The organism is Nonomuraea sp. NPDC026600 (assembly GCF_040638335.1).
In the GTDB taxonomy this organism is placed as follows: domain Bacteria; phylum Actinomycetota; class Actinomycetes; order Streptosporangiales; family Streptosporangiaceae; genus Nonomuraea.
The window spans coordinates 1-21,186 of sequence record NZ_JBEZYD010000045.1 but is presented as its reverse complement, the minus strand read 5'-3'; the positions used below and the strand labels follow the sequence as shown (position 1 = coordinate 21,186).

19 protein-coding genes are annotated in these 21,186 nt (G+C 70.9%); 9 read left to right on the top strand and 10 right to left on the bottom strand.

The features are described from left to right. Positions 1-191 precede the first annotated feature (191 nt). Together AB0F17_RS56185 and AB0F17_RS56180 are read right to left on the bottom strand one after the other, a co-directional pair. A complete protein-coding gene (locus AB0F17_RS56185; RefSeq protein WP_358042343.1) occupies positions 192-1,238 on the bottom strand; it encodes an SPFH domain-containing protein in 1,047 nt (348 codons plus the stop codon). A 33-nt stretch (positions 1,239-1,271) separates the two neighbouring features. After that, a complete protein-coding gene (locus tag AB0F17_RS56180) occupies positions 1,272-2,447 on the bottom strand; it encodes a hypothetical protein (protein ID WP_358042340.1) in 1,176 nt (391 codons plus the stop codon). A gap of 87 nt (positions 2,448-2,534) precedes the next feature. Between AB0F17_RS56180 and AB0F17_RS56175 the strand changes: the two genes are divergently transcribed. Further along, positions 2,535-2,993, top strand: a complete 459-nt coding sequence (locus AB0F17_RS56175) for a hypothetical protein (protein WP_358042337.1) — start codon at positions 2,535-2,537, stop codon at positions 2,991-2,993. Between the two features lie 82 nt (positions 2,994-3,075). On the opposite strand, the gene AB0F17_RS56170 is transcribed toward AB0F17_RS56175, so the two are convergent. Together AB0F17_RS56170 and AB0F17_RS56165 are read right to left on the bottom strand one after the other, a co-directional pair. After that, a complete protein-coding gene (locus AB0F17_RS56170) occupies positions 3,076-4,269 on the bottom strand; it encodes an acyltransferase (RefSeq protein WP_358042334.1) in 1,194 nt (397 codons plus the stop codon). Positions 4,270-4,312: 43 nt separating this feature from the next. Then, positions 4,313-5,404: a cation diffusion facilitator family transporter gene (locus AB0F17_RS56165; protein ID WP_358042331.1), complete on the bottom strand. Its 1,092-nt coding sequence runs from the start codon at positions 5,402-5,404 to the stop codon at positions 4,313-4,315. Between the two features lie 49 nt (positions 5,405-5,453). On the opposite strand from AB0F17_RS56165, the gene AB0F17_RS56160 reads away from it, so the two are divergent. Continuing rightward, complete coding sequence (locus AB0F17_RS56160; protein ID WP_358042328.1) at positions 5,454-5,810, top strand: metalloregulator ArsR/SmtB family transcription factor; 357 nt, start codon at positions 5,454-5,456, stop codon at positions 5,808-5,810. Between the two features lie 16 nt (positions 5,811-5,826). On the opposite strand, the gene AB0F17_RS56155 is transcribed toward AB0F17_RS56160, so the two are convergent. From AB0F17_RS56155 to AB0F17_RS56145, 3 genes are all read right to left on the bottom strand, one after another. Further along, positions 5,827-6,990, bottom strand: a complete 1,164-nt coding sequence (locus AB0F17_RS56155; protein ID WP_358042325.1) for an acyl-CoA dehydrogenase family protein — start codon at positions 6,988-6,990, stop codon at positions 5,827-5,829. A 227-nt stretch (positions 6,991-7,217) separates the two neighbouring features. Further along, on the bottom strand, positions 7,218-7,850 hold the full coding sequence (locus tag AB0F17_RS56150) for an ACT domain-containing protein (protein ID WP_358042322.1): 633 nt from the start codon (positions 7,848-7,850) through the stop codon (positions 7,218-7,220). A 179-nt stretch (positions 7,851-8,029) separates the two neighbouring features. After that, complete coding sequence (locus tag AB0F17_RS56145; RefSeq protein WP_358042319.1) at positions 8,030-11,143, bottom strand: cytochrome P450; 3,114 nt, start codon at positions 11,141-11,143, stop codon at positions 8,030-8,032. Positions 11,144-11,198: 55 nt separating this feature from the next. Here AB0F17_RS56145 and AB0F17_RS56140 point away from each other — a divergent pair, with 55 nt between their 5' ends. The 3 genes from AB0F17_RS56140 (at position 11,199) to AB0F17_RS56130 (ending at position 14,272) form a co-directional block, all read left to right on the top strand. After that, the gene (locus tag AB0F17_RS56140) at positions 11,199-11,756 is read left to right on the top strand and encodes a TetR family transcriptional regulator (RefSeq protein WP_358042316.1); all 558 of its coding nucleotides are present in this window, start codon (positions 11,199-11,201) and stop codon (positions 11,754-11,756) included. A 114-nt stretch (positions 11,757-11,870) separates the two neighbouring features. Continuing rightward, positions 11,871-12,998, top strand: coding sequence for a S1 family peptidase (locus AB0F17_RS56135; protein WP_358042313.1), 1,128 nt, complete (start codon positions 11,871-11,873; stop codon positions 12,996-12,998). 119 nt (positions 12,999-13,117) lie between these two features. Then, entirely contained in the window at positions 13,118-14,272 is a 1,155-nt protein-coding gene (locus AB0F17_RS56130; RefSeq protein WP_358042310.1) for an FAD-dependent oxidoreductase, read from the top strand. 38 nt (positions 14,273-14,310) lie between these two features. On the opposite strand, the gene AB0F17_RS56125 is transcribed toward AB0F17_RS56130, so the two are convergent. Then, positions 14,311-15,288, bottom strand: coding sequence for an aldo/keto reductase (locus tag AB0F17_RS56125; protein ID WP_358042307.1), 978 nt, complete (start codon positions 15,286-15,288; stop codon positions 14,311-14,313). A 68-nt stretch (positions 15,289-15,356) separates the two neighbouring features. Here AB0F17_RS56125 and AB0F17_RS56120 point away from each other — a divergent pair, with 68 nt between their 5' ends. Then, positions 15,357-16,028: a class I SAM-dependent methyltransferase gene (locus tag AB0F17_RS56120; RefSeq protein ID WP_358042304.1), complete on the top strand. Its 672-nt coding sequence runs from the start codon at positions 15,357-15,359 to the stop codon at positions 16,026-16,028. 21 nt (positions 16,029-16,049) lie between these two features. Here the strand turns inward: AB0F17_RS56120 and AB0F17_RS56115 are convergent, their stop codons facing one another. Beyond that, the gene (locus tag AB0F17_RS56115; RefSeq protein ID WP_358042301.1) at positions 16,050-16,775 is read right to left on the bottom strand and encodes a TetR/AcrR family transcriptional regulator; all 726 of its coding nucleotides are present in this window, start codon (positions 16,773-16,775) and stop codon (positions 16,050-16,052) included. 98 nt (positions 16,776-16,873) lie between these two features. Here AB0F17_RS56115 and AB0F17_RS56110 point away from each other — a divergent pair, with 98 nt between their 5' ends. Beyond that, complete coding sequence (locus AB0F17_RS56110) at positions 16,874-17,398, top strand: hypothetical protein (protein ID WP_358042298.1); 525 nt, start codon at positions 16,874-16,876, stop codon at positions 17,396-17,398. A 294-nt stretch (positions 17,399-17,692) separates the two neighbouring features. Here the strand turns inward: AB0F17_RS56110 and AB0F17_RS56105 are convergent, their stop codons facing one another. Further along, positions 17,693-19,339 carry a family 43 glycosylhydrolase gene (locus tag AB0F17_RS56105; RefSeq protein WP_358042295.1) on the bottom strand — a complete coding sequence of 549 codons (1,647 nt, stop codon included), beginning with the start codon at positions 19,337-19,339 and terminating at the stop codon, positions 17,693-17,695. A 147-nt stretch (positions 19,340-19,486) separates the two neighbouring features. Here AB0F17_RS56105 and AB0F17_RS56100 point away from each other — a divergent pair, with 147 nt between their 5' ends. Continuing rightward, positions 19,487-19,987: a SigE family RNA polymerase sigma factor gene (locus AB0F17_RS56100; RefSeq protein ID WP_358042292.1), complete on the top strand. Its 501-nt coding sequence runs from the start codon at positions 19,487-19,489 to the stop codon at positions 19,985-19,987. Next, positions 19,984-21,108, top strand: coding sequence for a hypothetical protein (locus AB0F17_RS56095; RefSeq protein WP_358042289.1), 1,125 nt, complete (start codon positions 19,984-19,986; stop codon positions 21,106-21,108). Before AB0F17_RS56100 ends, AB0F17_RS56095 begins: the two co-directional genes overlap by 4 nt. The last annotated feature ends 78 nt before the right edge of the window (positions 21,109-21,186 follow it).

The window sequence follows — 21,186 nt, the reverse complement described above, 5'->3', positions numbered from 1 at the left end:
TGGGCCCGGGTCGCCAAGCTCGGGCCCGGTCGCTACACCGAGCGAGCGCCGGGAATCCGCTCAACCGCCTCTGAACGGTCCGCTGTCTCCGCGCAGCTCACCGTCTCCGCGCGGCTCACCGTCTCCTCACGCTCCGCCACCTCTCTGCGCTCCGCCGTCTCAGAGCGGACCGCCACGCCGGGTGACACCGCCTACGAGGACACCGTCCCCTGGGACGCGGCCTCAGTGGACGCCGCCAGTGGGGGCGATGGCGGCATGACCGCGCGGACGTCGTCGAGCGGCGGCAGCTGCGCGGGCTCCTCCCGCTCCGCGGACTCCAGCGGAGCCGACTCTTCGCGGGCAGGCATCTCATGAGCCGATCCGCCGCGAGCCGTCACCTCTCGGGCGGACACCTCTCGATCCGACCCGCCGCCGGCAGGCACCTCGCGGGTGGCTTCCTCCCGGGAGGGCGCGGCGGTGGCGGACTCGTCCGCCCGCACGACGTCACGGCCCATCCGGTCGAAGAAGCGCAGCAGCTCGACCGGCAGCGGCATGATCAACGTCGTCGTCTTCTCCGCCGCCACCTCGACCACCGTCTGCAGCAGGCGCAACTGTAACGCCGCGGGCGTCTCGGACATGATGGCGGAGGCGTCGGCCAGCTTCTGGGCGGCCTGGAACTCCCCGTCGGCGGTGATGACGCGGGCCCGGCGCTCGCGTTCGGCCTCCGCCTGGCGCGACATCGAGCGCTTCATCGACTCGGGCAGTTGCACGTCCTTGATCTCGACCCGGTCGATGTGGATGCCCCAGCCGAGCGCCGGGCTGTCGATCATGAGGGCGAGGCCCCTGTGCAGCTCTTCGCGGTTGGACAGCAGGTCGTCGAGCTCGCTCTTGCCGATGATCGACCGCAGCGAGGTCTGCGCCACCTGTTCGACCGCGAACAGGTAGTCCTGGACCTCGATCGCCGCCCGCAGCGGGTCCTGCACCCGGAAGTAGACGACCGCGTCGACCCTGACCGAGACGTTGTCGCGGGTGATGCCTTCCTGGGTGGGGACCGGCATGGTGACGATCTGTACGTTGATCTTCTTCATCCGGTCCGCGAACGGGATGAGGAAGGTCAGCCCCGGCTCCCGCACCTTTCGTTGAGCCCGGCCGAAACGGAAGACGATGCCTCGTTCGACCTGGTTGACCACCCTGACGAAGCTGAAAGCGGTCCAGAGCAGGAGCACGGTGAGGGCGACGGAGAGAATGCTGGTGACCATGATGGTGTCCCTTCCGCATCGAGCGTAGGCCGGTTATGGCGAGGTGGTCCACCGCGGCCCGTCCGGGGTGTCCTCGACGAGCACGCCGCCGCTGAGCATGGCCGCCCGCAGCGCGTCGGCGTCCTCGTAACGGCCCTGCCTGCGCAGGTCGTCGCGGAAGGACAGGAGAGACTCGGCGAGAGAGCGTAGGTTCGCGGTGGTGGACACCTCGGCCAGCCGGGCGATCAGCAGGCGCAGCAGCTCCCTGGCCTCGTCGACGCCGCCCGCGTCCTCCTCGGTGTCGGCCGCCCACTTGACCAGCTCCGCCTCCAGGTCGAGCACGACGCGGGCCGCCGCGACCAAATCGGGCTCCGCCGCCGCGCACCGGAAGCGCCGCTCGCACGAGCGGACCGTCTCCTCCAGCGTGATCTGGGCCGGCGCCGGAGCAGTCGCGGGGCGGGGCGGCGGAGCGGCCGCGGCGCGGCCGCCTTCTGCCAGGTGGCGGAGCTCCCCCAGGTCGATGCGGGTGCCCGCGGGCAGAACGACCTGCGAGCCTGGACACCGTACGGTCAGCCCGCCGCGCCCCGCCACCTCGACGGTCTCGGCGTCGAGGTCGATGACGGCCGCGGTGTGCTCGTCGATGCCGAGAACGGCCGTGCCCGGCGGCAGCTCCCGTTCCATCCGGGACAGCCGCCGCTCGCCCAGGTAGCAGTAGCGGGTGTCGTGGGTGCCGCCTTCGGCGTTGTCGAAGTGCGGGATCAGGACCGCCCGCAGGCCGAGCGCCGCCAGCAGGTCGAGGCCCTCACGCCAGTGCGGCTCGGCGCCCACCTTGTAGATCTCGTAGACCGGCACCGTCGCGAGCCCGGCCGTGCAGGCGGCGGCCGAGGCCAGCACGGTGACGCCCTGGCGGGCACGGACGCGGGCCCGCAGGTCGCCCGCCGTGGGCGTGGCCGTCCAGCGGTCGAGCGCGTACGTGGGACTGCCCGGACCGGAGAACACCCAGTCGGCTCCGGCTGCTCCGGTCGCCACCTCGACCTCCAGGCCGACGCTCCGGGCGAAGTATCGGCGGGCACGGGCGGAGATGTCGGCCGCGTTCTCCTGGAACGCGTAAGGCGTGTCGAGCAGCACGGCCCTGGCGCCGGCGCGCAGCCGCTTCGCGGCGGAGCGGTGGACCTCCACCATGGTCGGGCTCGTCTCGCCCGAGCCCATCAGCACCAGCAGTCCGGGCAAGCTGTCCGCCTCTCTCTTCGCGCCCCGCCGACCACAATCAATGCAAAGTAATCGCTTTTGCATATGACTGGCAGTAAGTTGTGGGCGGTGACGGGAAGACACGTGGTCTCGGTCGAGACGCTCATGCTACGGGCGACCACCGACAGTAAGTGGGCGTATCGGCGGGCCACCACCCTGCCGGGCCCCGGGGAGGCTCCCGACCAGGCGGCGCGGCGAGTCTGCGGAGTCGCCGCCGACGCACCCGCGACCGTCGTGCACTCCACGAGCTGGCGCTACCGCCCCCAAGGGGAGATCGTCCTCACGTACGCGGTATGCCCCGATCCGGAGCCCGAGTTGCCGGCCATCGAACTGCCCGCCCTGGAGATCGTCGGCGGCGACGCGCCCGCGACGCCCACACCGGACCGGATCGAGGTGGCGAACGTCGTCGCGCACGCCATCCGGCACCTGGCGTTCCTGGTCGCCGGGGACCCGGTCGTGCGGCAGGCGCTCGCCCACCACCCGGACGTCGTCACGGCCCTGAACCCGGCGTTCGCGCCCTGCTCGTAACTGGCATGCGCCAGGCCTCGTAACCGGCGTTCACTCACCGAGCCTCAATGCCGACATTCACCCGCCGCAGCGAGCCGCGCCTTCACCCTGTGGACCCAGAGGACCTCCACCGCCTTCGGCGGCCGAACGCCTGCATCGGCTTCTCGATGAAGCGGTACGCCAGCGCGCTGGCCAGCAGGACCAGTGTCATGGCCAGCACGGCCATGCCGAGCTGCAGCGGCAACGGCGACCGGCGCAGGTCGCCGCTCACCTCGACGAAGAACTTCAGCAGCGGATGGTGCACCAGATAAAGCGAGTAACTGACCAGCCCGAGCCAGGTCAGCACCCTCGGCACCCGCCTGCCCCGCAACGCCATCCCGCCCGCGAACGTCACCCCGGCCAGCACGATCGTGGTGATCCACACATCCGGCTCGACCCACCACCAGCCCGACTCGATCGCCCAGACGGGGGCCAGCGCGACCAGCGCCGCGGTGGCGGCCACCGGCCACAGCCCGCCAGTGCCGCGCTCCCACCGCTGGATCGCGGTCCCGGCGAACATCACGCTCAGCACGGCCACACCCATCCACGGCACCCGGCCGCCCAGGATCAACAGCGCCACCGCCATCAGGCCCAGCATGCAGGCGGCCTGCGTACGGAATCTGCCGGAGATCACGCAGGCCAGCCCGGCGAAGAACACGGCGCCCGAGGCGTAGGCGAGCCAGCCGCCGTCCAGCACGGCCCCGGCGAGCAGCAGCCCGACGATCACCGACCCCGCGGCGAACAGCACCGCGAACAGACCGCTCCGCTCGTGCTGCCGGGTCACGAACAGCGCGGTGACGATCAGGTAGAACACCATCTCGTACGAGAGCGTCCACATGGTGTCGGCGACACCGCCGACGCCCACCACGTCCAGCAGCATCGTCGCGTGCCCCACCACGGCCGTCCCGTCGCGGGGCACCTCCGCGCGCACCGGCACCCACCAGGCCGCCGCCAGCACCAGAGCGGCCACGGCGAGGTAGAGCGGGTAGAGCCGGAAGACCCGGCTGACCCAGAACGCCCGCACATCACCGTGCCGCTCCAGCGACATCGGGATGATGTAGCCACTGACCAGGAAGAACACCAGGATGCCGTAGACACCGAGATTGAACCAGTAGGGCCGGAGAGCCGGCAGGAACCACGGCAGCAGGTGTTCGGCCACCACCGCGAGCGCCCCGATGCCGCGCAGGGCGTCGAGCCAGGCGAGGCGGGTCGGGGCGGGGGTCGTGCTGGACTGAGTCGTGGCGGGGGCGATCGACACCCGCCCCAACATACCCTGGCCCGAACCGGCGATGCCCCGGGTTTCAGCGGTGGCTGGTCAGCGGGGCGTGGTGGTCGGCGCCGGCCGGGCCGTGTGGGTCGGTGTGTACGGTGGCGGCGCGTAGTCTGGGCAGGTCGTGGATGAGGCGGTGTTCGGCCGCCACCGCCACCGCGTGCGCGTCCACGAGCGAGAGGTCGTGGCTCACCAGGATGTCCACCTCGGCGTGCAGCGTGTGGCCGATCCAGCGCAGCCGTACGGAGCCGACGCGTTCGACCCCCTCGACGCCGCCCAGGATGGCCTCGGCCTCGTCGACGAGGGCCGGGTCGACGGCGTCCATCAGCCGGTGGTAGATCTCGCGGGCGGCGTCCCGCAGCACGAAGCAGATGGCGACGGTGATCAGCAGGCCCACGATCGGGTCGGCGAGGGGGAAGCCCAGCGCCGCGCCGCCCGCTCCGATGAGCACGGCGAGCGAGGTGAAGCCGTCGGTCCTGGCGTGCAGCCCGTCGGCGACCAGCGCGGCGGAGCCGATCTCCCTGCCCACCCCGATCCGGTAGCGGGCCACCCACTCGTTGCCGAGGAACCCGACCACGGCCGCCGCGGCGACCCACCCGACGGCCCGCATGTCCTGCGGGTGGAACAGCCGGGTGATCGCCTCGTACCCGGCCAGCCCGGCGGAGGCGGCGATGATCAGCACGATGGCGATGCCGGCGAGGTCCTCGGCCCTGCCGTACCCGTAGGTGAAGCGGCGGGTGGCGGCGCGGCGGCCGAGCGAGAACGCGATCGCGAGCGGCACGGCGGTGAGCGCGTCTGCGACGTTGTGCAGGGTGTCGCCGAGCAGCGCGACGGAGCCGGACATGACGACGATCACGGCCTGGACAGCGGCGGTGACCAGCAGCACGCCGAACGATACGGCCAGCACGCGCAGTCCGCGACTGCTGCTCTCCAGGGCGGCGTCGGTCTTGTCGGCGCTGTCGTGGCTGTGCGGCGCGACGGCATGCCCGACCTTCGAGACCAGCCCCTTGATCCTGCCGACCCCACGCTTGCCCTCAAGCTCGTGCCCGTGCCCGTGACCGTGCCCATGACCGTGGCCGTGCTCAGGTCCGGCTGAGGGGCTGGAATCGTGCTGACCGGTCATAGCACTCCTCACTTGCACGATGAATCCGCGCAAGCCACTATATGTAGTCATGTACGCACGCGACAACGTCTCAGGTGCCACCCAAACGCAAGAGCAACCCACTCCCGCGCAGGTGAACAGCGCCGTCGACGCGTTCCGCATGCTCAGCGACCCCACCCGGCTCAGGCTCATGTGGCAGTTGTCGTCAGGCGAGCTGGACGTGAACTCGCTCTCGGAGGCGGTCGGCGTGGCCCGCCCGTCGGTCTCCCAGCACCTGGCCAAGCTCCGCCTGGCGGGCCTGGTCGACACCCGCAGGGACGGCCGCCGCGTGCTCTACCGCGCCCGCGACGGCCACGTCCGGGCGCTCATCGCCGAAGCCCTCTTCCACGCCGACCACGAGGTCTCCGGCCTGCCACCACACGACTAGCTCCTGCTTACGGACGTCACCAGCCGATGTGGTTCTTGCCGGAGACGAGCGAGCGGGCGATGACCAGCCGCTGGACGTCGTTGGTCCCCTCGCCGATGGCCATCAGCGGCGCGTCCCGGTAGAGCCGCTCGACGACGAACTCCTGCGAATAGCCATAACCACCGTGAATGCGCATCGACTCCAGCGACGCCTTCAACGCCACCTCGGAGGCGAAGTATTTGGCCATCCCCGCCTCCATGTCGACCCGCTTCCCGCTGTCGGCCTGCGAGGCCGCCCAGTAGGTCAGCAGTCTGGCCGCCTGGATCTCGGTCGCCATGTCGGCCAGTTTGAGCTGTACGGCCTGGAAGTCGGCGATGGGCTGGCCAAAGGCGTTCCGCTCGCGGGCGTAGCCGATCGCGGCGTCGTAGGCGGCCTGGGCGACGCCGACCGCGCGGGCGGCGATGTTGATCCGCCCGATCTCCAGCCCGCCGAGCACCTGCTGCATGCCGCGCCCCTCGACCCCGCCGAGCAGCGCGTCCACGGGTACGCGTACGCCGTCGAGCACGACCTCGCACGTCTCGGTCCCCTTGTAGCCGAGCTTGGGCAGATCCCGGCTCACCCCGAACCCCTCGGCCGCCGGATCGACGAGTAACACCGACATCCCCTTGTGCGCGGGCTCGGTGACGGACGTCTTCACCAGTACGGGCAGCGGGTCGGCGTGGCGGGCGTTGGTGATCCACGTCTTGGTGCCGGTCACCACATAGTGATCGCCGTCACGGACCGCCCGGGTCGCAATCCCCTGCAGATCCGTCCCGGCCCCGGGCTCGGTGAGCGCGATCCCGGTACGGCGGGCCCCGGTGGCCAGATCGGCGAGATAGCGCGTCTTCTGCTCCTCGGTCCCGTGCCGAGCGATCATCCAGCAGGCCAGCGAATGAGACCCGATGGTCCCGGCGACCCCCATCCAGCCTCGGGCGATCTCCTCGAAGACCAGGGCGAACGACACCATGTCCGCCCCGAGCCCGCCGTACTCCTCGGGCACCGTCAGCCCGAAGAGCCCCATCGCCTTCATCTTGTCCACGATCTCGGTGGGGTAGCGCCCGGAGTGCTCCCACTCGATGGCGACGGGCATGATCTCTTTGTCGACGAACGCTCGCAGGGTCTCCCGGAAGGCCCTCTGCTCATCGCTCAGCTCGAAATCCACCGGCTCCTCCTCAGAAAAACCACGGCCGGGGCCAAGAATACGCGCGTCGAAAACCCCGGCCCCGCCGACCGGAGGAGCGTCCCCCTGGACAGACCTCGGCCCTGTACGGCGGGTGGGGCCCACCGGGCCGGCCGTACAGAAAACGCTTGTCGCTGGAGAGGCCGATCAGCGGCCGGACGCAGAAGCCAGAGGGGGATCAGCGGCCGGACGCGGAAGTCAGAGGGGGATCAGCGGCCGGCTTCGGAGATCTGGGTGGGGAGCACCGGGGAGAGTTTGGAGACGACGGCGACGATGCGGGCGGCGCGTTCGAGTTCGGCGCGGTGGAAGTGCGGCCCCTCCGCACGTGCGACGACCACGTGCAGCCCATGGGTGGCCACCGGCAGCAGCATCAGCCGCAGATCGTCGGCCGCCCGCGTGGCGGCCCTGAGCGGCGGCGGTTCCGACAGCGCGAACACCGCCGGCGCGGTCACACTGGCATGGCGGACGACGTCACCCGCCAGCGCCAGCGACCACTCCGCGCCGCAGAGCCCCGGCAACGCGTCCACCAGTGTCGCGATCCCCCGCGACGGCTCCGACGCGACGTGCATCAGCAGGTCGTAGTCGGGCGCCGAGCCCGGTATGTCCTTGGTCGGCCAGGCGCCCTCGACGCGTACGCCCGGCACGGCGGAGAGCCGGTCGCGCACCTCGTCGGCGGTCGCCGTCCCCGGCCAGGACACCGTGAAGTCGTCCACCGCCCGGCCCGTTTCCCGTTCCAGCACGGTGACCTGCAGAATGTCGGCGCCCAGCGCGCCCAGCGCCCGCGCGACCTGGCCCAGGCCCCCGGGCCGGTCCGGCAGCGACACCCTCACTCTGAGCAGCATGACCCGCCCCCTTTCAAGAGGCTCTCACAGTGCCCGCGGAAGGTTTCCAGCATGTTCCACGTATATGTCATGCATGCTGCGGTTATATCCAAGGATGGACCGCTAACCCGGCATCGACAATAAAGGTTCCCCCAGCGCCACCTGCGGCTTTCCGCAGGCGGCGCCCAAGAGCGTGGAGATCACGCGAACACGTCCTGCTGGTAACGGCCCTGCTCCTCCAGAGCGGCCAGCCACGCCGCTCCGTCCGCGCCGGTCCTGTCCCGGTGGATCGCGAGCAACGCCCGCCGCACCGCGGGCGCCATGCGCAGCCCGTCGCCGCAGACGTACACGTGCGCGCCCGCCTCCAGCAGCTCCCACACCTCCTCCGCCCGCGCGGCGACCGCGTCCTGCACGAACCGGTACGGATGCCCGGACACCGCCGAGTAGGCCATGGTCACGTGCACCCCGTCGGCCGCCGCCCAGTCCTCCACCTCGGCCCGGTAGAGCCAGTCGTGCGCGGGATGGCGGCACCCGGCGAACACCTCGGCCCGCCCGGTGGCCCCGGTCAGCGCCCGCTCCTCCAGGAACCCCCGCAGCGGCGCGAACCCGGTGCCCGGACCGACGAGGACCACCGGCGTGGCGGGGTCCTCGGGCAGCCGGAACGGCGGCGCGGGCACCCGGATGTAGCCGTAGAAGGTCTCTCCGGGAGCCAGCCCGGCCAGGTAGGCCGAGCACATCCCGCGGTACTCGCCGCTGCCCGACCAGGCGGGCCCCTCCACCAGCCCGACGGTGATCCTGACCAGCCCGGGGTCGGCCAGCGGCGAGGAGGAGACGGAGTAGTAGCGCGGCCTGATCGGCCCGGCCATCTCCAGGAAGACCGGCAGCGGCAGCTCGATCGCCGGGAAGCGGTCGAGCAGCGCCAGGGGCGAGACCCGCTTGGCCAGGATCTCGTCGGCGTAGCCGGCGGTCAGCGCGTCGAGCTGACCACGCGTCCACGGGCACGAGGTGTGCGCGGCCAGGGCCTCCAGGTCCGACCTGGTGGCCACCTCCTGAAGCTCGGCGAACTCGGTCAGCAGCAGCCCGGCCGTCACCGGCGTGTCCACGGGCAGGTGCGTGGCCCCGCTGGTGCGCAGCCGTACCACCTGCTCGCGGGGGACGCGCAGGCAGCGCAGCGCCCACTCCACCAGCTCCGGGTCGTTCTTGGCGAAGGCGGCCACGTGGTCGCCCGCCGAGTAGGTCACGCCCTCGGGCAGCCTGGCCACGATCGACCGGACGCCGGGACGCGGCGCCTCCAGCGAGAAGTCCCACAGCCCGGCCGGGTCGCCGGTCAGCTCCTCGTTGGACACCACGGTCAGCGGGAAGGCCCGCGCGGAGACGACCGAGGGCCGCACCTCCGCCTCGCTGAGCACCTCCATCTGGTAGCGCGGCCCCGCGTCGGCGGCCGACGCGCTGTACTCCTCCGCCGTCGCCGCCCACAGCTTGGCGGTCCACGCCGACACGTCGCCGTCGAAGTCTCCGTCGGCGTCGGCCTCGCCCCGCTCGACCAGGGGCACGGCACCGGCCGCCGTCAGCTTGGCGAAGGCGCGGCGGGGGAAGTCCTGGTACGTGGGCCACTGGGTGTTGCCGCAGCCCAGCAGCGCCAGCCGTACACCCGACAGGTCGGGCAGCTCCTCCAGCGCGTCGAAGCGCTGGGCGTTGTCCGGCGCCTTGCCGTTGTAGGAGGAGGCGACCACGAGGAGCAGCCCGTCGCTGGGCGGGTCGAGCTCGTCGAGGGTGGTCAGCGTGGTCGCGAAGCCGGCCCGCCCGGCGCGCTCGGCCAGCCGCTCGGCGATGTCGGCGCAGGTGCCCAGGTTGGAGCCGTAGGCGATGGTGAGCGCGACGCCGGTGACGGCGATGTCCTGCTGCTCGGCCGCTTCGACCGGCTGGTCGACCACGGCGGCGCGCTCGTGGGGCCGGCGCTCGCGGACCCGGACGGTGAATCCGTCGGGCTTCAGGGTGAGCGTCTGCTTGATCTTCATCTTGTAGACGGCGGGGTCGGAGACGGCGAAGCGGCGCAGGATCATCGCCAGCGCCAGCCTGGCCTCGGTGAGCGCGAACTGGCGGCCGATGCAGGCCCGCTCGCCGTTGCCGAACGGCTTGTAGGCGGCGGGGTGGTGGTGGCGTTTGTTCTCGGGCAGCCAGCGGTCGATGTCGAACTCGTCGGGGCGCTCCCACGCCTTCGGGTTCCGGTGCAGCGACGGCAGCAGGATGACGACCGGGGTCCGCGCCGGCACCTCGTACTCGCCTCCCAGGGTGGTGTCCTCGATGGCGTTCACGCTGATGGCCGGGATCGGGGACCAGGAGCGCAGCGTCTCCTCCAGGATCCGGGAGATCACGTCCAGCTTCATGACCGTCTCGTAGGTCGGCGGCTCGTCGCCCGGCAGCAGCCGGTCGACCTCGTCGTAGGCCAGGGCGAGGGTGTGGGGGTCGCGCAGCAGGTTGTACAGCGCGAAGGAGAGCAGGCCGCTGGTGGTCTCGTGCCCGGCGATCAGGAAGGTGAGGACCTGGTTGCGGATGTTCTCGTCGGACAGCCGGGCGCCGGTCTGCGGGTCGGACGCCTCCAGCATCAGGCCGAGCAGGTCCTTCGTGGCCGCGCCGCCCTCCGAGCGGCGCCGCCTGATCACGTCGTCGACCAGCTCGCGCATCAGCTCGATGTCGGCCCGGTAGCCGGCCTCCTGCTTGCGCCTGAGCTTGGTGACGACGGGAAGCTGCTGGTTGCGCAGCATCGCCTCGGTCAGCGCGCCGCCCATCGCGATCAGGAACGGGTGCAGCTCCGGCGAGTCGAAGGAGTCGAACCGGTAGCCGAACCCGGTCAGCGAGATCGTGTCGAGGGTGAGCCGGGTCATGTCGTCGGCCACCGGCAGATCCTGCCCCGGTCGTCCCGCCCAGGACTCGACGAGCTGCTCGGCGACCTCGAGCATCTGCGGGTAGTACGCCTTCATCGACCGCTGGCTGAAGGCCGGCATCAGGATCCGGTGCGCGTGGCCCCAGACGGGCTCGTCCGGCCGGGCCGTGAACAGCCCGTCACCGGCGAAGTCGCGGACGATCGACAGGGGCGGGTTGATCTCCTTGCGGAACCGCGTCTCGTCGCACGCCTCGGCCACCAGGTCCGGATCGTGGATCAGCACGATCCGGCGGCCGAGCAGGTCGAGCTGGAAGATGCCCTCCGGATGCGCCCGCGCGACCTGCTCGAAGTAGGCGATGGGCGAATGCGAGGGAACCTGGAGCGCGTTGCCGAAGACCGGGAGCCCTCGTGGGGCGGGGATCTCTCTCATTGCGTACTCCTATGAGGTAGCCATACACCGTATGGCTGACGCTACCATACGGCGTATGGCAGTGAGCGCGCGCAGGGGTACCCCGCTGACCCCCGAAGAGATCTACAGCACGGCGATGCGCCTGGTGGACGAGGTCGGCGTGGAAGGGCTGTCCATGCGCAAGCTGGCCGCCGAACTCGACGTCAATCCCATGTCGCTGTACCACCACGTGGCGAGCAAGACGGCGCTGATCTCGCAGATCTGCGCCACCCAGGGGCTCCGCGTGGAGCTGCCAGAAGAGGACCTCCCCTGGCCGGAACGGGTACGCATGCTGGCGCACGCCTACCGCGGGCTCTCGCGCGCCCACCCGAGCATGTGGCGCTACGTCCACGCGCATCCGGAGGTCATCGCCAGCCGGACGGGCGGGCTGTGGGACGTGCTGTTCCCGATCCTGGTGACGGCGGGGGTGCCGGAGAGTGAGCTGCGGCGGACGGCGGACGTCCTGTACGGGTTCGTGACGGGCCTGGTGTTCGCCGAGTCGGCCGGGCACATCGGGCAGGGCCAGGACTCTGAGGAGGCCGACCGGACCTTCGAGACGGCGATCGACCTCATCATCCGCGGCCTGGGCGGCTGACCAGCGGCATCGTCCGCCAACCGGGGGCCATACCACCGTGATAGGGGTCCTTTGCCATCTATGCCAATCCCTAGCAACCGCTAGCTTGACATGCACCCCCACAAAGGAGTGCACATGCGGAGTAAGCGCTGGCCTCTCTTAGGCGCCACCATCGTGGCAGCCTGCCTGGCCGCCACCCCCCTCACCCCCGCCGCGGCGGCATCGCCCTCTCCCGTCCCCTCGGAGTCGACCCCGCCGTCCGTGATCGACTCCCTGGAACGCGACCTCGGCCTGTCCGAGCAGCAGGTCATCACGCGCCTGGCGAACGAGCGGCGCGCGGCCGCCACCGAAGCCGCCCTGACCTCCTCGCTCGGCGCCGCCTTCGGCGGAGCCTGGCTGAACGGCGACGCCTCCAAGCTCCTGGTCGCCACCACCGACCCCGCCACCACCGCCGCCATCGAGGCGAAGGGCGCGCAACCCGTACTCGTCCCGCGGGCGCTGGCCCAGCTCAACGCGGTCAAGGACCAGATCGACCGGGCGTCGGACCAGGCCAAGGCCGGCGCGTCGCTGTGGTACGTCGACGTGACCACCAACAGCGTCGTCATCGTCGCCGGCCAGCAGGCGGCCGCTGACGCGCTCGCCACCGCCGCCGGCGTCGACCGGAACGCGGTCCGCGTGACCGTCTCCGGCGAGCAGCCGCAGACCCTCATCAACATCATCGGCGGCGCCCCCTACTACATCGGCTCCGCCCGCTGCAGCGTCGGCTTCGCCATCACCCGCGGCACCACCCCCGGTTTCGTCTCCGCCGGGCACTGCCGGGTCGCCGCCACGACCACCAACCCGACGGGCACCTTCCAGGGCTACTCGTTCCCGGGCAACGACTACTCCTGGGTCGCGGCCCCCGGTAACACCGCCACGCCGTACGTACGCGGCTCCGGCGGCGCGAACGTCACCGTCCGCGGCTCCACCGTGGCCGGTGTCGGCTCCTCCATCTGCCGCTCCGGTTCGACCACCGGCTGGCACTGCGGGACCGTTCAGCAGCTCAACGCCACCGTGAGGTACTCCCAGGGCACCGTCACCGGCCTCACCCGCACGAACGTGTGCGCCGAGCCCGGCGACTCGGGCGGCCCGTTCATCTCCGGCAGCCAGGCCCAGGGCGTCACCTCTGGCGGCTCCGGCAACTGCAGCAGCGGCGGGACGACCTACTTCCAGCCGGTCAACGAGATCCTCAGCACGTACGGACTGACCCTCCGTATCGGCTGAGATCGGCCCTTCTCACGTGCCCGGCGCCCTTCGGCGCCGGGCACGCGCATGTTCTGCACACGGCTGCCGTCCGAAAAGTTATGCCTAAGCTGAGCCGTCCCCAACCGAGAGGAGTCAAGGTGCGAGTCGTCGTCATCGGTGCGGGGGTGGTCGGATCCGCGATCGCGGCCGGGCTCACCCGGCGCGGCGCGCAGGTCACCGTCCTGGAGGCACGTACACCGGGATCCGGTACGACGTCCACGTCGGTGGCGTGGATCAACGCCAACAACAAGACGCCCAAGGAGTACTTCGACCTGAACCACGCCGCCGTGTGGGCGCACCACCAGCTCGCGGGCGGCTCGGGCGACTGGTTCTTCCCCACGGGCAACCTCGAGTACGCCGTGGACGACGATCATCGCGAGCTGCTCGAGAACCGCGTGCGGCGGCTGATCGGCATGGGCTACCCGGTGGAGCGGGTGACGGCCCGCCGAGCGCTGGCCCTGGAGCCCGACCTGGTGCCGCCGCCCGCCGGCACCGAGTACGTGTTCTTCCCCGGCGAGGCCTACGTCCAGGCGACGCGGCTGCTCGGGCGGCTGCTCGGCGAGGCGCGGGACCGGGGGGCCGAGGTCGAGTGCGGGGCCGAGGTCACCGCCATCGACACGACGGTGTCGGGCGCGAAGGTGACGCTGGCCGACGGGCGTACCTTCACCTGTGACGTGGTCGTCACCTGCGCCGGGCGCTGGACACAGGGGGTCGCGGCGCTGGCCGGGGCGGACATCCCGATGCTGGATCCGGCGGTGTCCGGCAAGGTCACCAACGGGTTCCTGGTCACCACCGCGCCGCTGCCCGCCCGGCTGTCTCGGGTGCTCCACACCGCCGGGCTCAACCTGCGGCCCGACGGCGGCGGCCGGGTGCTGCTGCAGTCCCTGCGCCTGGACGACCGGGCGGACCCGGCGGCCGACGTGCCCGGCGAGGTCCTGGACGAGATCATGGGGCTGCTGCCGAACGTGCTGCGCGCGACCGAGGGCGCGACGGTGGAGCGCGCGGTCGTGGGCCGGCGGGCGATGCCGGGCGACGGGCTGACCGTGGCCGGGTTCGCGGATGGGGGGCGGCGGCGGGTGTACACGGTGGCCACGCACAGCGGGGTCACGCTGGCGCCGCTGCTGATGGAGGAGGTGTCGGGCGAGGTGTTCGGCGAGGAGTCGGCGCTGCTGGCGACGTTCCGGCCGGGCCGCTTCGCGGACGGCACGGCAGGCCCCGCCCCCACCCCGGCCCGCCGTCCCGGCCAGCAGTAACCCTCGGCCTCCACTTGGGCGGCGGGGACCTCGGTTTGTTACCAGCGGTGGTGGATCTGGGGGCGGATCAGCTCGTCGTAGACGGCGGTGACCGCCGCCCGGGTCTCCTCCGTGAGCACGGGGAGCCCGGCCGCGGCGGCGTTGGCAGTGGCCTGGCGCGCGTCGCGGGCCCCCGGGATCACCACGCTGACGCCGGGCTGGTCGATGATCCACCGCAGCGCGAACTGGGCGGTCGTCATCCCGTCCGGCACCAGCGGCTTGAGCCTCGCCACGGCCCGCAGCCCGGTGTCGTAGTCGACGCCTGAGAACGTCTCGCCGACGTCGAACGACTCTCCGTGCCGGTTGTACGCGCGGTGGTCGTCGTCGGCGAAGCGGGTGTGCTCGTCGTACCGGCCCGACAGCAGCCCGCTGGCCAGCGGAACACGGGCGATGATCCCGACCCCGGCCTTGACCGCCGCCGGCAGCACCTCCTCCAGCGGCTTCAGCCGGAAGGCGTTGAGAATGATCTGCACGGTGGCGACGTTCGGCCGCGCGATCGCGGTCAGCGCCTCCGCGCAGGTCTCCACGCTGACGCCGTAGGCGGCGATCCTGCCCTCCTCGACCATGGTGTCGAGCGCGTCGTAGACCGTCTGGTTCGCGTAGACGGGAGTCGGCGGGCAGTGGAGCTGCACCAGGTCGAGGGTGTCCACGCCGAGATTCTGCCGGGACCGGTCGTTCCAGGCCCGGAAGTTGTCCAAGGTGTAGGCCGACACCTCCTGCGGCACCCGGCGGCCCATCTTGGTGGCCACCGTCAGGCCGGGCCGTTCCTTGATCAGCTGACCCACGATGCGCTCGCTGCGCCCGTCGCCGTACACGTCGGCGGTGTCGATGAACGTCACCCCGGCGTCGACGGCGCCGTGCAGCGTCGCCAGCGCCTCGTCCTCCCCGACCTCACCCCAGTCGGCGCCCAACTGCCACGCCCCGAGGCCGACCACGCCGACCTGCCTGTTCGTCCTGCCCAGCTCACGCTTTTCCACATTCCCGATCGTACGACCACACACCTCCTCACTAGACAAGACGCAACGGTCAGTCTAGTCTTTCAGTCATGTCCAACACTTTGCACTCTCCGCTGGTCCGTACCGTGCTCGACCGGCTGTTCGCCGCGGCGGATCGCGATGACGACACGCCGCACGGACCCATCCCCGGCGGCTCCTTGGCGACCGCCACCGCACAGGAGCGCGCCGACGCGCTGGAGGCCCACTACCTGCCGATCTCCGCACGGGGCGGCGACCTGCTCTACACGCTGGTGCGGGCCGGTCGTCCGGAGACCGTCGTGGAGTTCGGCACCTCGTACGGGATCTCCACCCTCTATCTGGCCGCCGCGGTCGCGGACAACGGCACGGGCCAGGTGCTCAGCACCGAGATGAGCGCGACCAAGATCACCGCCGCACGGGCCAACCTGGATGAGGCCGGGCTCGGCGGCCTGGTGACGATCCTGGCCGGCGACGCCCTGGACACTCTTGCCGATGTTCCTGGGCCGATCGGCCTGGTGCTGCTGGACGGGTGGAAGGAGCTGTGCCTGCCGGTGCTCCGGTTGCTGGAGCCTCGGCTGTCGCCGGGTGCGCTGGTGGTGGCCGACGACATCACCTTTCCCACCATGGCCGACTACCTGGACTACGTCCGCGATCCGGCGAACGGGTACGTCAGCGTCGCCTTTCCGGTGGAGGACGGCATGGAGATCAGCTGCCACACCGGCGCCCCTGGAAGGACTGCCTGACGCCAGGGAGGTTGACCGAAGTCAGAGCGGAGCGTCGGCCTCCCGCGCCGGACGGAGAAGGGCGGCCTCGATACCGGCCAACAGCATCGTCACCACCGACTCGAACAGCGCGTCCGGCGGCTCCACCGTGGCCTCCTCGCTGATCCGCCGCAGGTGCGGCCAGCTTTCGGCGGCCGTCCCCCCAGCGGGTGGTACCGGAGGGACGAGTGGCACGGCGGCGGGGACCAGCCCAGCGGGCGGGCGATCGTGCCAGGTGTCCCAGATCTCGGCGAAGCCGGCCACCTGGAGCACGGTGATCGTCCAGGCGCGGTAGGCGTTCTGGGGGCTCAGCCCGAGTTCGAGGAAGAAGCCCACCAGCGCGTCGTCGGCGTCGAGCAGGCCAGGGCCGGCCAGGTGGGTGAGGTTCTCGGCGTGGGCGAGGGCCAGCAGGCCGGGGTGGGCTCGGTACCAGGAGCGCAGGTCGAGGCAGTAATGACGCAGGCTCTCGCGCCACCGCCCCGGATCCAGGCGCGGTTCGGGACGGTCGGCGTGGCAGATCGCCATCACCTCGCGCAGCAGGTCGTCGCGGTCGCTCACGTAGTTGTACAGCGCGCGCGGCGAGACCTGGAGGTCGGCGGCGACGTTGCGCATGGTCAGCTCCGTGGGACCGGCCCGGCCGAGGACGCGTAGCGCGGCGCGGGCGATCCGTTCCCTGGTCAGGGTGGGCCGGCCCATGCGAACTTCGGGGCGTCGGCGGCGGGCGGGCACCGGGCCATGCTAGCCGGATCCCTTGAACTTCACACACCGTTGACTTTAAGGCGGCTCCCGCATCACACTTAGGCGACCCTTACTAAGGAGGAGATGACATGCGGTGGTCCCTGGTCGTCGGATACGGGGTGGGATTCGGCCTGGTGATGAGCGTGCTCTTCACCGTGGCGATCTTCGCCGGAGCGTTCGCCAGCCGCGACTTCCTGCTGAACGACTACCCGCCGGCCATCCAGGAGCGCTACGCCAAGCCCAAGAGCGCGCGCGGCCGCCGGGTGGCGGTCTGGGTGGGAGTGCTCTTCTGGGGAGTGTGCTGTGTACCCCTGACGGTCGCGGCGATGCTGCGCCTGCGCGCGGACCTCGGTACCGATCTGGGCTTCGGTCCGGCTGCCGTGGTGGGCGCGCTCATGTTCCTCACCATGTCCCTGTACGACCTGGTGGTCCTCGACTGGATCGTCTTCGCCGGACTGCGCCCCCGTCTACTGGTGCTACCGGGCACCGAGGACATGCGGGAGTACCGGGACCTGCGCTTCCACGCCGTGGAGGCGCTCAAGGGCAGCCCGTTGATCCTGGTCGTCGGCCTGCTGACCGGAGGCGTCGTCGCGGGGCTGGAGGCGATCGCCTGACGCCCTGATCGCCAGGCACATCATGAAGGGGTGGAACAGCTCCCCATGCTCGCGATACGCATGGCCCACGGCCAGCTCGATCGCGTACCCACCGGCCACCCACCACGGCACCGCCAGCCCCTGCATCAACGCGACGACCTCGCCAAGCGGCGCGGCCTCCCAAGGCCCCCATGGCGTCTCGATCCTCGTCATCCAGAAATCATGCATGACCCCCGGGCCCCCAGGCGCGGACGGACAATGATCAGGATGCGGCGACAGAATCGCCCTGGCTGCGGATATCCTGCTGGACGCACATCAGACGCAGCGGGGGTGGATGGTCACCGGGCCGAAAACGGCCGTGCCCTCGCCCGCCGATCCGGGTGGGGCGGTGGCGAACAGGCCGAGCTCCGCCGAGATCCAACGCCCCTGCTCCGCCCGGAACCCCTCGAAGCCAGTGACCCAGCCATCGCCGACACTGTCACCAGCACCGCCGACGCCACCGTCGGCGTCGGCGTCGGCGTCGGCGTCGGCGTCGGCGTCGGCGTCGGCGTCGGCGTCGGCGTCGGCGTCGGCGTCGGCGTCGGCGGCACAATGGCGGAACCGCAACGCGCAGATCCCGTCGTCATCGGAGGCGATCCGCAGCCCGACGGTCGTGGCCTCATCGGGCAGTCGCGCGCTGAACCGCGTCACCTCACCCTCATCGCCCGCCTCGTACGTCCGCACCTCGACACTGACCCCATCGCCGTCGCGAACCAGCCCCACGTACGCGTAACAGGTGCCGAGCACGACCACTCCGGCCCTGGTCCCCGGCTCATCCGCCGCCAACCGGAGGGTGGTGGTGAGCTGCGCCGCCACACCGGGCAACTGCTGGCCGAGCACCTGTGGCAGGTCCCGCAGATTGCCCGGGTCATTCGGCACCGCACGCATCCTCGCGCGACCGTCGCCGTCCAGGCGGAGCGCTCCAGGCACCGGATTCGCCTGCCAGTACCACTGCGGTCCGAGCTCCCCCGCGCGGAAGTCGTCGTCCCGCCCGAGATCGCCCGGCTGCGGCTCCGATGCGCGCGCCGGTGCCCGGTGCTCCAGGACCGGACGCCCGTTCTCCCCCATCACCGGCCACCCGTCGTCCCCCCAGCGCATCGGCTGCAGGTGGACCACCCGCCCGAACACCCCACGGTCCTGGAAGTGCAGGAACCAGTCCTCGCCCTCCGGCGAGGTCACCCACGCCCCCTGATGCGGCCCGTTGACCGGCGTGTCGCCCTGCTCCAGGACAATGCGGTCCTCGTACGGCCCCGCCAGCGACCGTGACCGGAACACCGACTGCCAGCCTGTCGCGACACCCCCGGCGGGAGCGAAGATCCAGTACCAGCCCTCGCGCTTGTAGACCTTGGGCCCCTCCAGCGTCGAGTAACCGGGCAGATCGTCCCCCTCGATCACGGTGACGGGCGTGCCGATGATCTCGCGAGCGTCGGGCGTCATCTCCACCAGCGACAGCCGGTTGCTGATGCCACTGCGGCTCTTCGCCCACCCGAACACCAGCCAAGCGCGCCCGTCGTCGTCCCAGAACGGGCACGGGTCGATCACGCCCGGCCCGGGGAGCAGGAAGTGGGGCTCCGACCACGGCCCCGCGGGGTCCGCCGCGGTCAGCACGTGAACACCCTGGTCAGGGTCGGGGTAGAAGATCCAGAACAGGCCGTCGTGATGCCTGATGGAGGGCGCCCACACCCCGCCGCCGTGCCGGGGCACCAGGAACCGCTCCGCCGGCGGCACGGCGGGCAGCGCGCGGCCGATCAGCTCCCAGCGCAGCAGGTCCGGCGAACGCAGGATGGGCAGCCCCGGCGCGCGGTTGAAGCTCGACGCGACGAGATAGTACGTCTCGCCGACGCGGATGACGTCGGGATCCGGCCAGTCGGCGTTGAGGATGGGATTGCGGTACGTGAGCCGCCCAGCCAGGTCGTCTGCCATGAATCCAAGCTCCCGCAACTGGCTGAGAAAACGTTTCTTCACTATTCTCGCACGCACCGTAACACCCGAGCCGGTTGTGGGCCGCGTTCAACAGTTCGGGCGCCTGGTCCGTCTATCTCGTGACGGACCAAGGAAAGGCATAGGCCATTGGATGAAATATCCCGCTTCGAGGACTTCGTCGCGGAACGGGCCGATGCCCTGCTGCGCTACGGATACCTGCTCAGCGGCAACCCGCACGACGCGGCCGACCTCACCCAGGAGGCGCTGATCCGGTTGCATCGCGCCTGGCCACGGGTGCGCCAGAAGCAGGCCCCGGAGAGCTACACCAGGATGATCATGGCCAGGCTGCACATCAGCATCTGGCGGCGGCGCAGGCGCGAGCGGCTCGACTGGGCGCTGCCCGAGACGGCCCAGTTCGACGTGCTGCCCTCCGGCGTCGAAGAGGACCTGTGGCAGGCGCTCGGCGCCCTGCCGCGCAAGCAGCGGGCCGTGCTCGTGCTGCGTTACTACGAGGACCTGACCGACGCGGAGATCGCCGACGTGCTCGGCGTCTCCCGGGGCACCGTGCGCAGCCACGCCTCGCTCGGCCTGGCCAAGCTCCGTTCCGCCCTGCCCCACCCCTCAGAGATCGACGGGAGCTCCGCATGACCGATCAGTTGGAATCCCGCCTGCGGACGACGCTCGGCCACGCCGCCGAGCACGCGCCGAAGGCGCCCTCCGAGCTGCGTACCCACGTCGTGGCGCGGTCGCGACAGCGCAGGAGGCGCGGGCAGGCGCTCGTCGCTGCGGTGGCCGTCGTCGCGGTGGCCGTGCCGCTCACGCTGACGACCGCCGGCGGGCAGGAAGGCGGCGGCGTCGCCACCGGGACCATCGACACGCGCGCCAGCCGTCCGAGCGTCATGGACCACAAGACCCCGCTGGGCGACCGCCTGGTGATCGACAACCCGTCCGAAGGGCGGCCCCTGGCCATCTGGTACGCCAAGGGGAAGACCGGAACGGTCCTCTGCCGGGCCTACGAGAGCAGAAACGGCGGGGGCAACGAGAGTTGCGGCGAACCGCTCGACGACCGGAAGGCCACTGAGCAGGGCTCGACCGAGTCGTTTCCAGCACCGTCCACGGGGGTGGTCCTCTACTACGGAACCGCTCCGGCCGAAGTCGCCCGCGTCACCGCCGTGATCAAGGGTGGCGGCCGCGTCACCGAGACGATTCACCGCCCGAAGGGGGCTCCTCAGGGCATCTGGACCGTGTCCGCACCCGCGGGCAAGACGGTGACGACGTTCGAGTTCGCGGACGCCGAGGGCCGGACGAAGTCACGGTTCACCAGAAAACCCGCCTTCTTCCCTGAGACCGAGGCCGAGCCGATCGGTCCTGCCGTGCGGATGCCAGAGGGTCTCTCCGTGGATCTCTACAAGGTGCCGGGCGAGACGCTGCTCTGGAAACTGGACGGACAAGCTGTCGGTCTGGATATCGTCGACTCCGGCCACCTGATGACCGACCTCGGCGGCAACAAGTACCCCGTGGAGCTGCATGACCACGGCAAGCGCTGGTTCGGCCTCGCCAGCGCGAAGACCGCCCGGGTCACCCTGATCTTCGCCGACGGCCGGTCCGTATCGGCCGACACCCAGCCGGACCCGTGGAACCTCGACGTCAAGCTGTTCGCGGGGACGTACGACCGTACCGGCGACATCTACCGCGAGGGCTTCCAGGTCGTCGGCTACGACGACGCGGGCGTGGAGATCTGGCAGGACAAGCACGCCGCACAGAAATAAGAAAAGGCCCGGGCGGGGGCCCGGACCTTTGATTCAGCGGTGAAACCCCGTTGTGTGACCCGCCGGCGGGTCCGGCAA

Coding starts and splice junctions, on each gene's coding strand:
- AB0F17_RS56150 (WP_358042322.1), bottom strand. CDS start 7,850: ATGCTGCTCAGAGTGAGGGTGTCGCTGCCGGACCGGCCCGGGGGCCTG.
- AB0F17_RS56095 (WP_358042289.1), top strand. CDS start 19,984: ATGACCGATCAGTTGGAATCCCGCCTGCGGACGACGCTCGGCCACGCC.
- AB0F17_RS56110 (WP_358042298.1), top strand. CDS start 16,874: ATGCGGTGGTCCCTGGTCGTCGGATACGGGGTGGGATTCGGCCTGGTG.
- AB0F17_RS56185 (WP_358042343.1), bottom strand. CDS start 1,238: ATGGTCACCAGCATTCTCTCCGTCGCCCTCACCGTGCTCCTGCTCTGG.
- AB0F17_RS56120 (WP_358042304.1), top strand. CDS start 15,357: ATGTCCAACACTTTGCACTCTCCGCTGGTCCGTACCGTGCTCGACCGG.
- AB0F17_RS56140 (WP_358042316.1), top strand. CDS start 11,199: ATGGCAGTGAGCGCGCGCAGGGGTACCCCGCTGACCCCCGAAGAGATC.
- AB0F17_RS56105 (WP_358042295.1), bottom strand. CDS start 19,339: ATGGCAGACGACCTGGCTGGGCGGCTCACGTACCGCAATCCCATCCTC.
- AB0F17_RS56145 (WP_358042319.1), bottom strand. CDS start 11,143: ATGAGAGAGATCCCCGCCCCACGAGGGCTCCCGGTCTTCGGCAACGCG.
- AB0F17_RS56135 (WP_358042313.1), top strand. CDS start 11,871: ATGCGGAGTAAGCGCTGGCCTCTCTTAGGCGCCACCATCGTGGCAGCC.
- AB0F17_RS56160 (WP_358042328.1), top strand. CDS start 5,454: ATGTACGCACGCGACAACGTCTCAGGTGCCACCCAAACGCAAGAGCAA.
- AB0F17_RS56165 (WP_358042331.1), bottom strand. CDS start 5,404: ATGACCGGTCAGCACGATTCCAGCCCCTCAGCCGGACCTGAGCACGGC.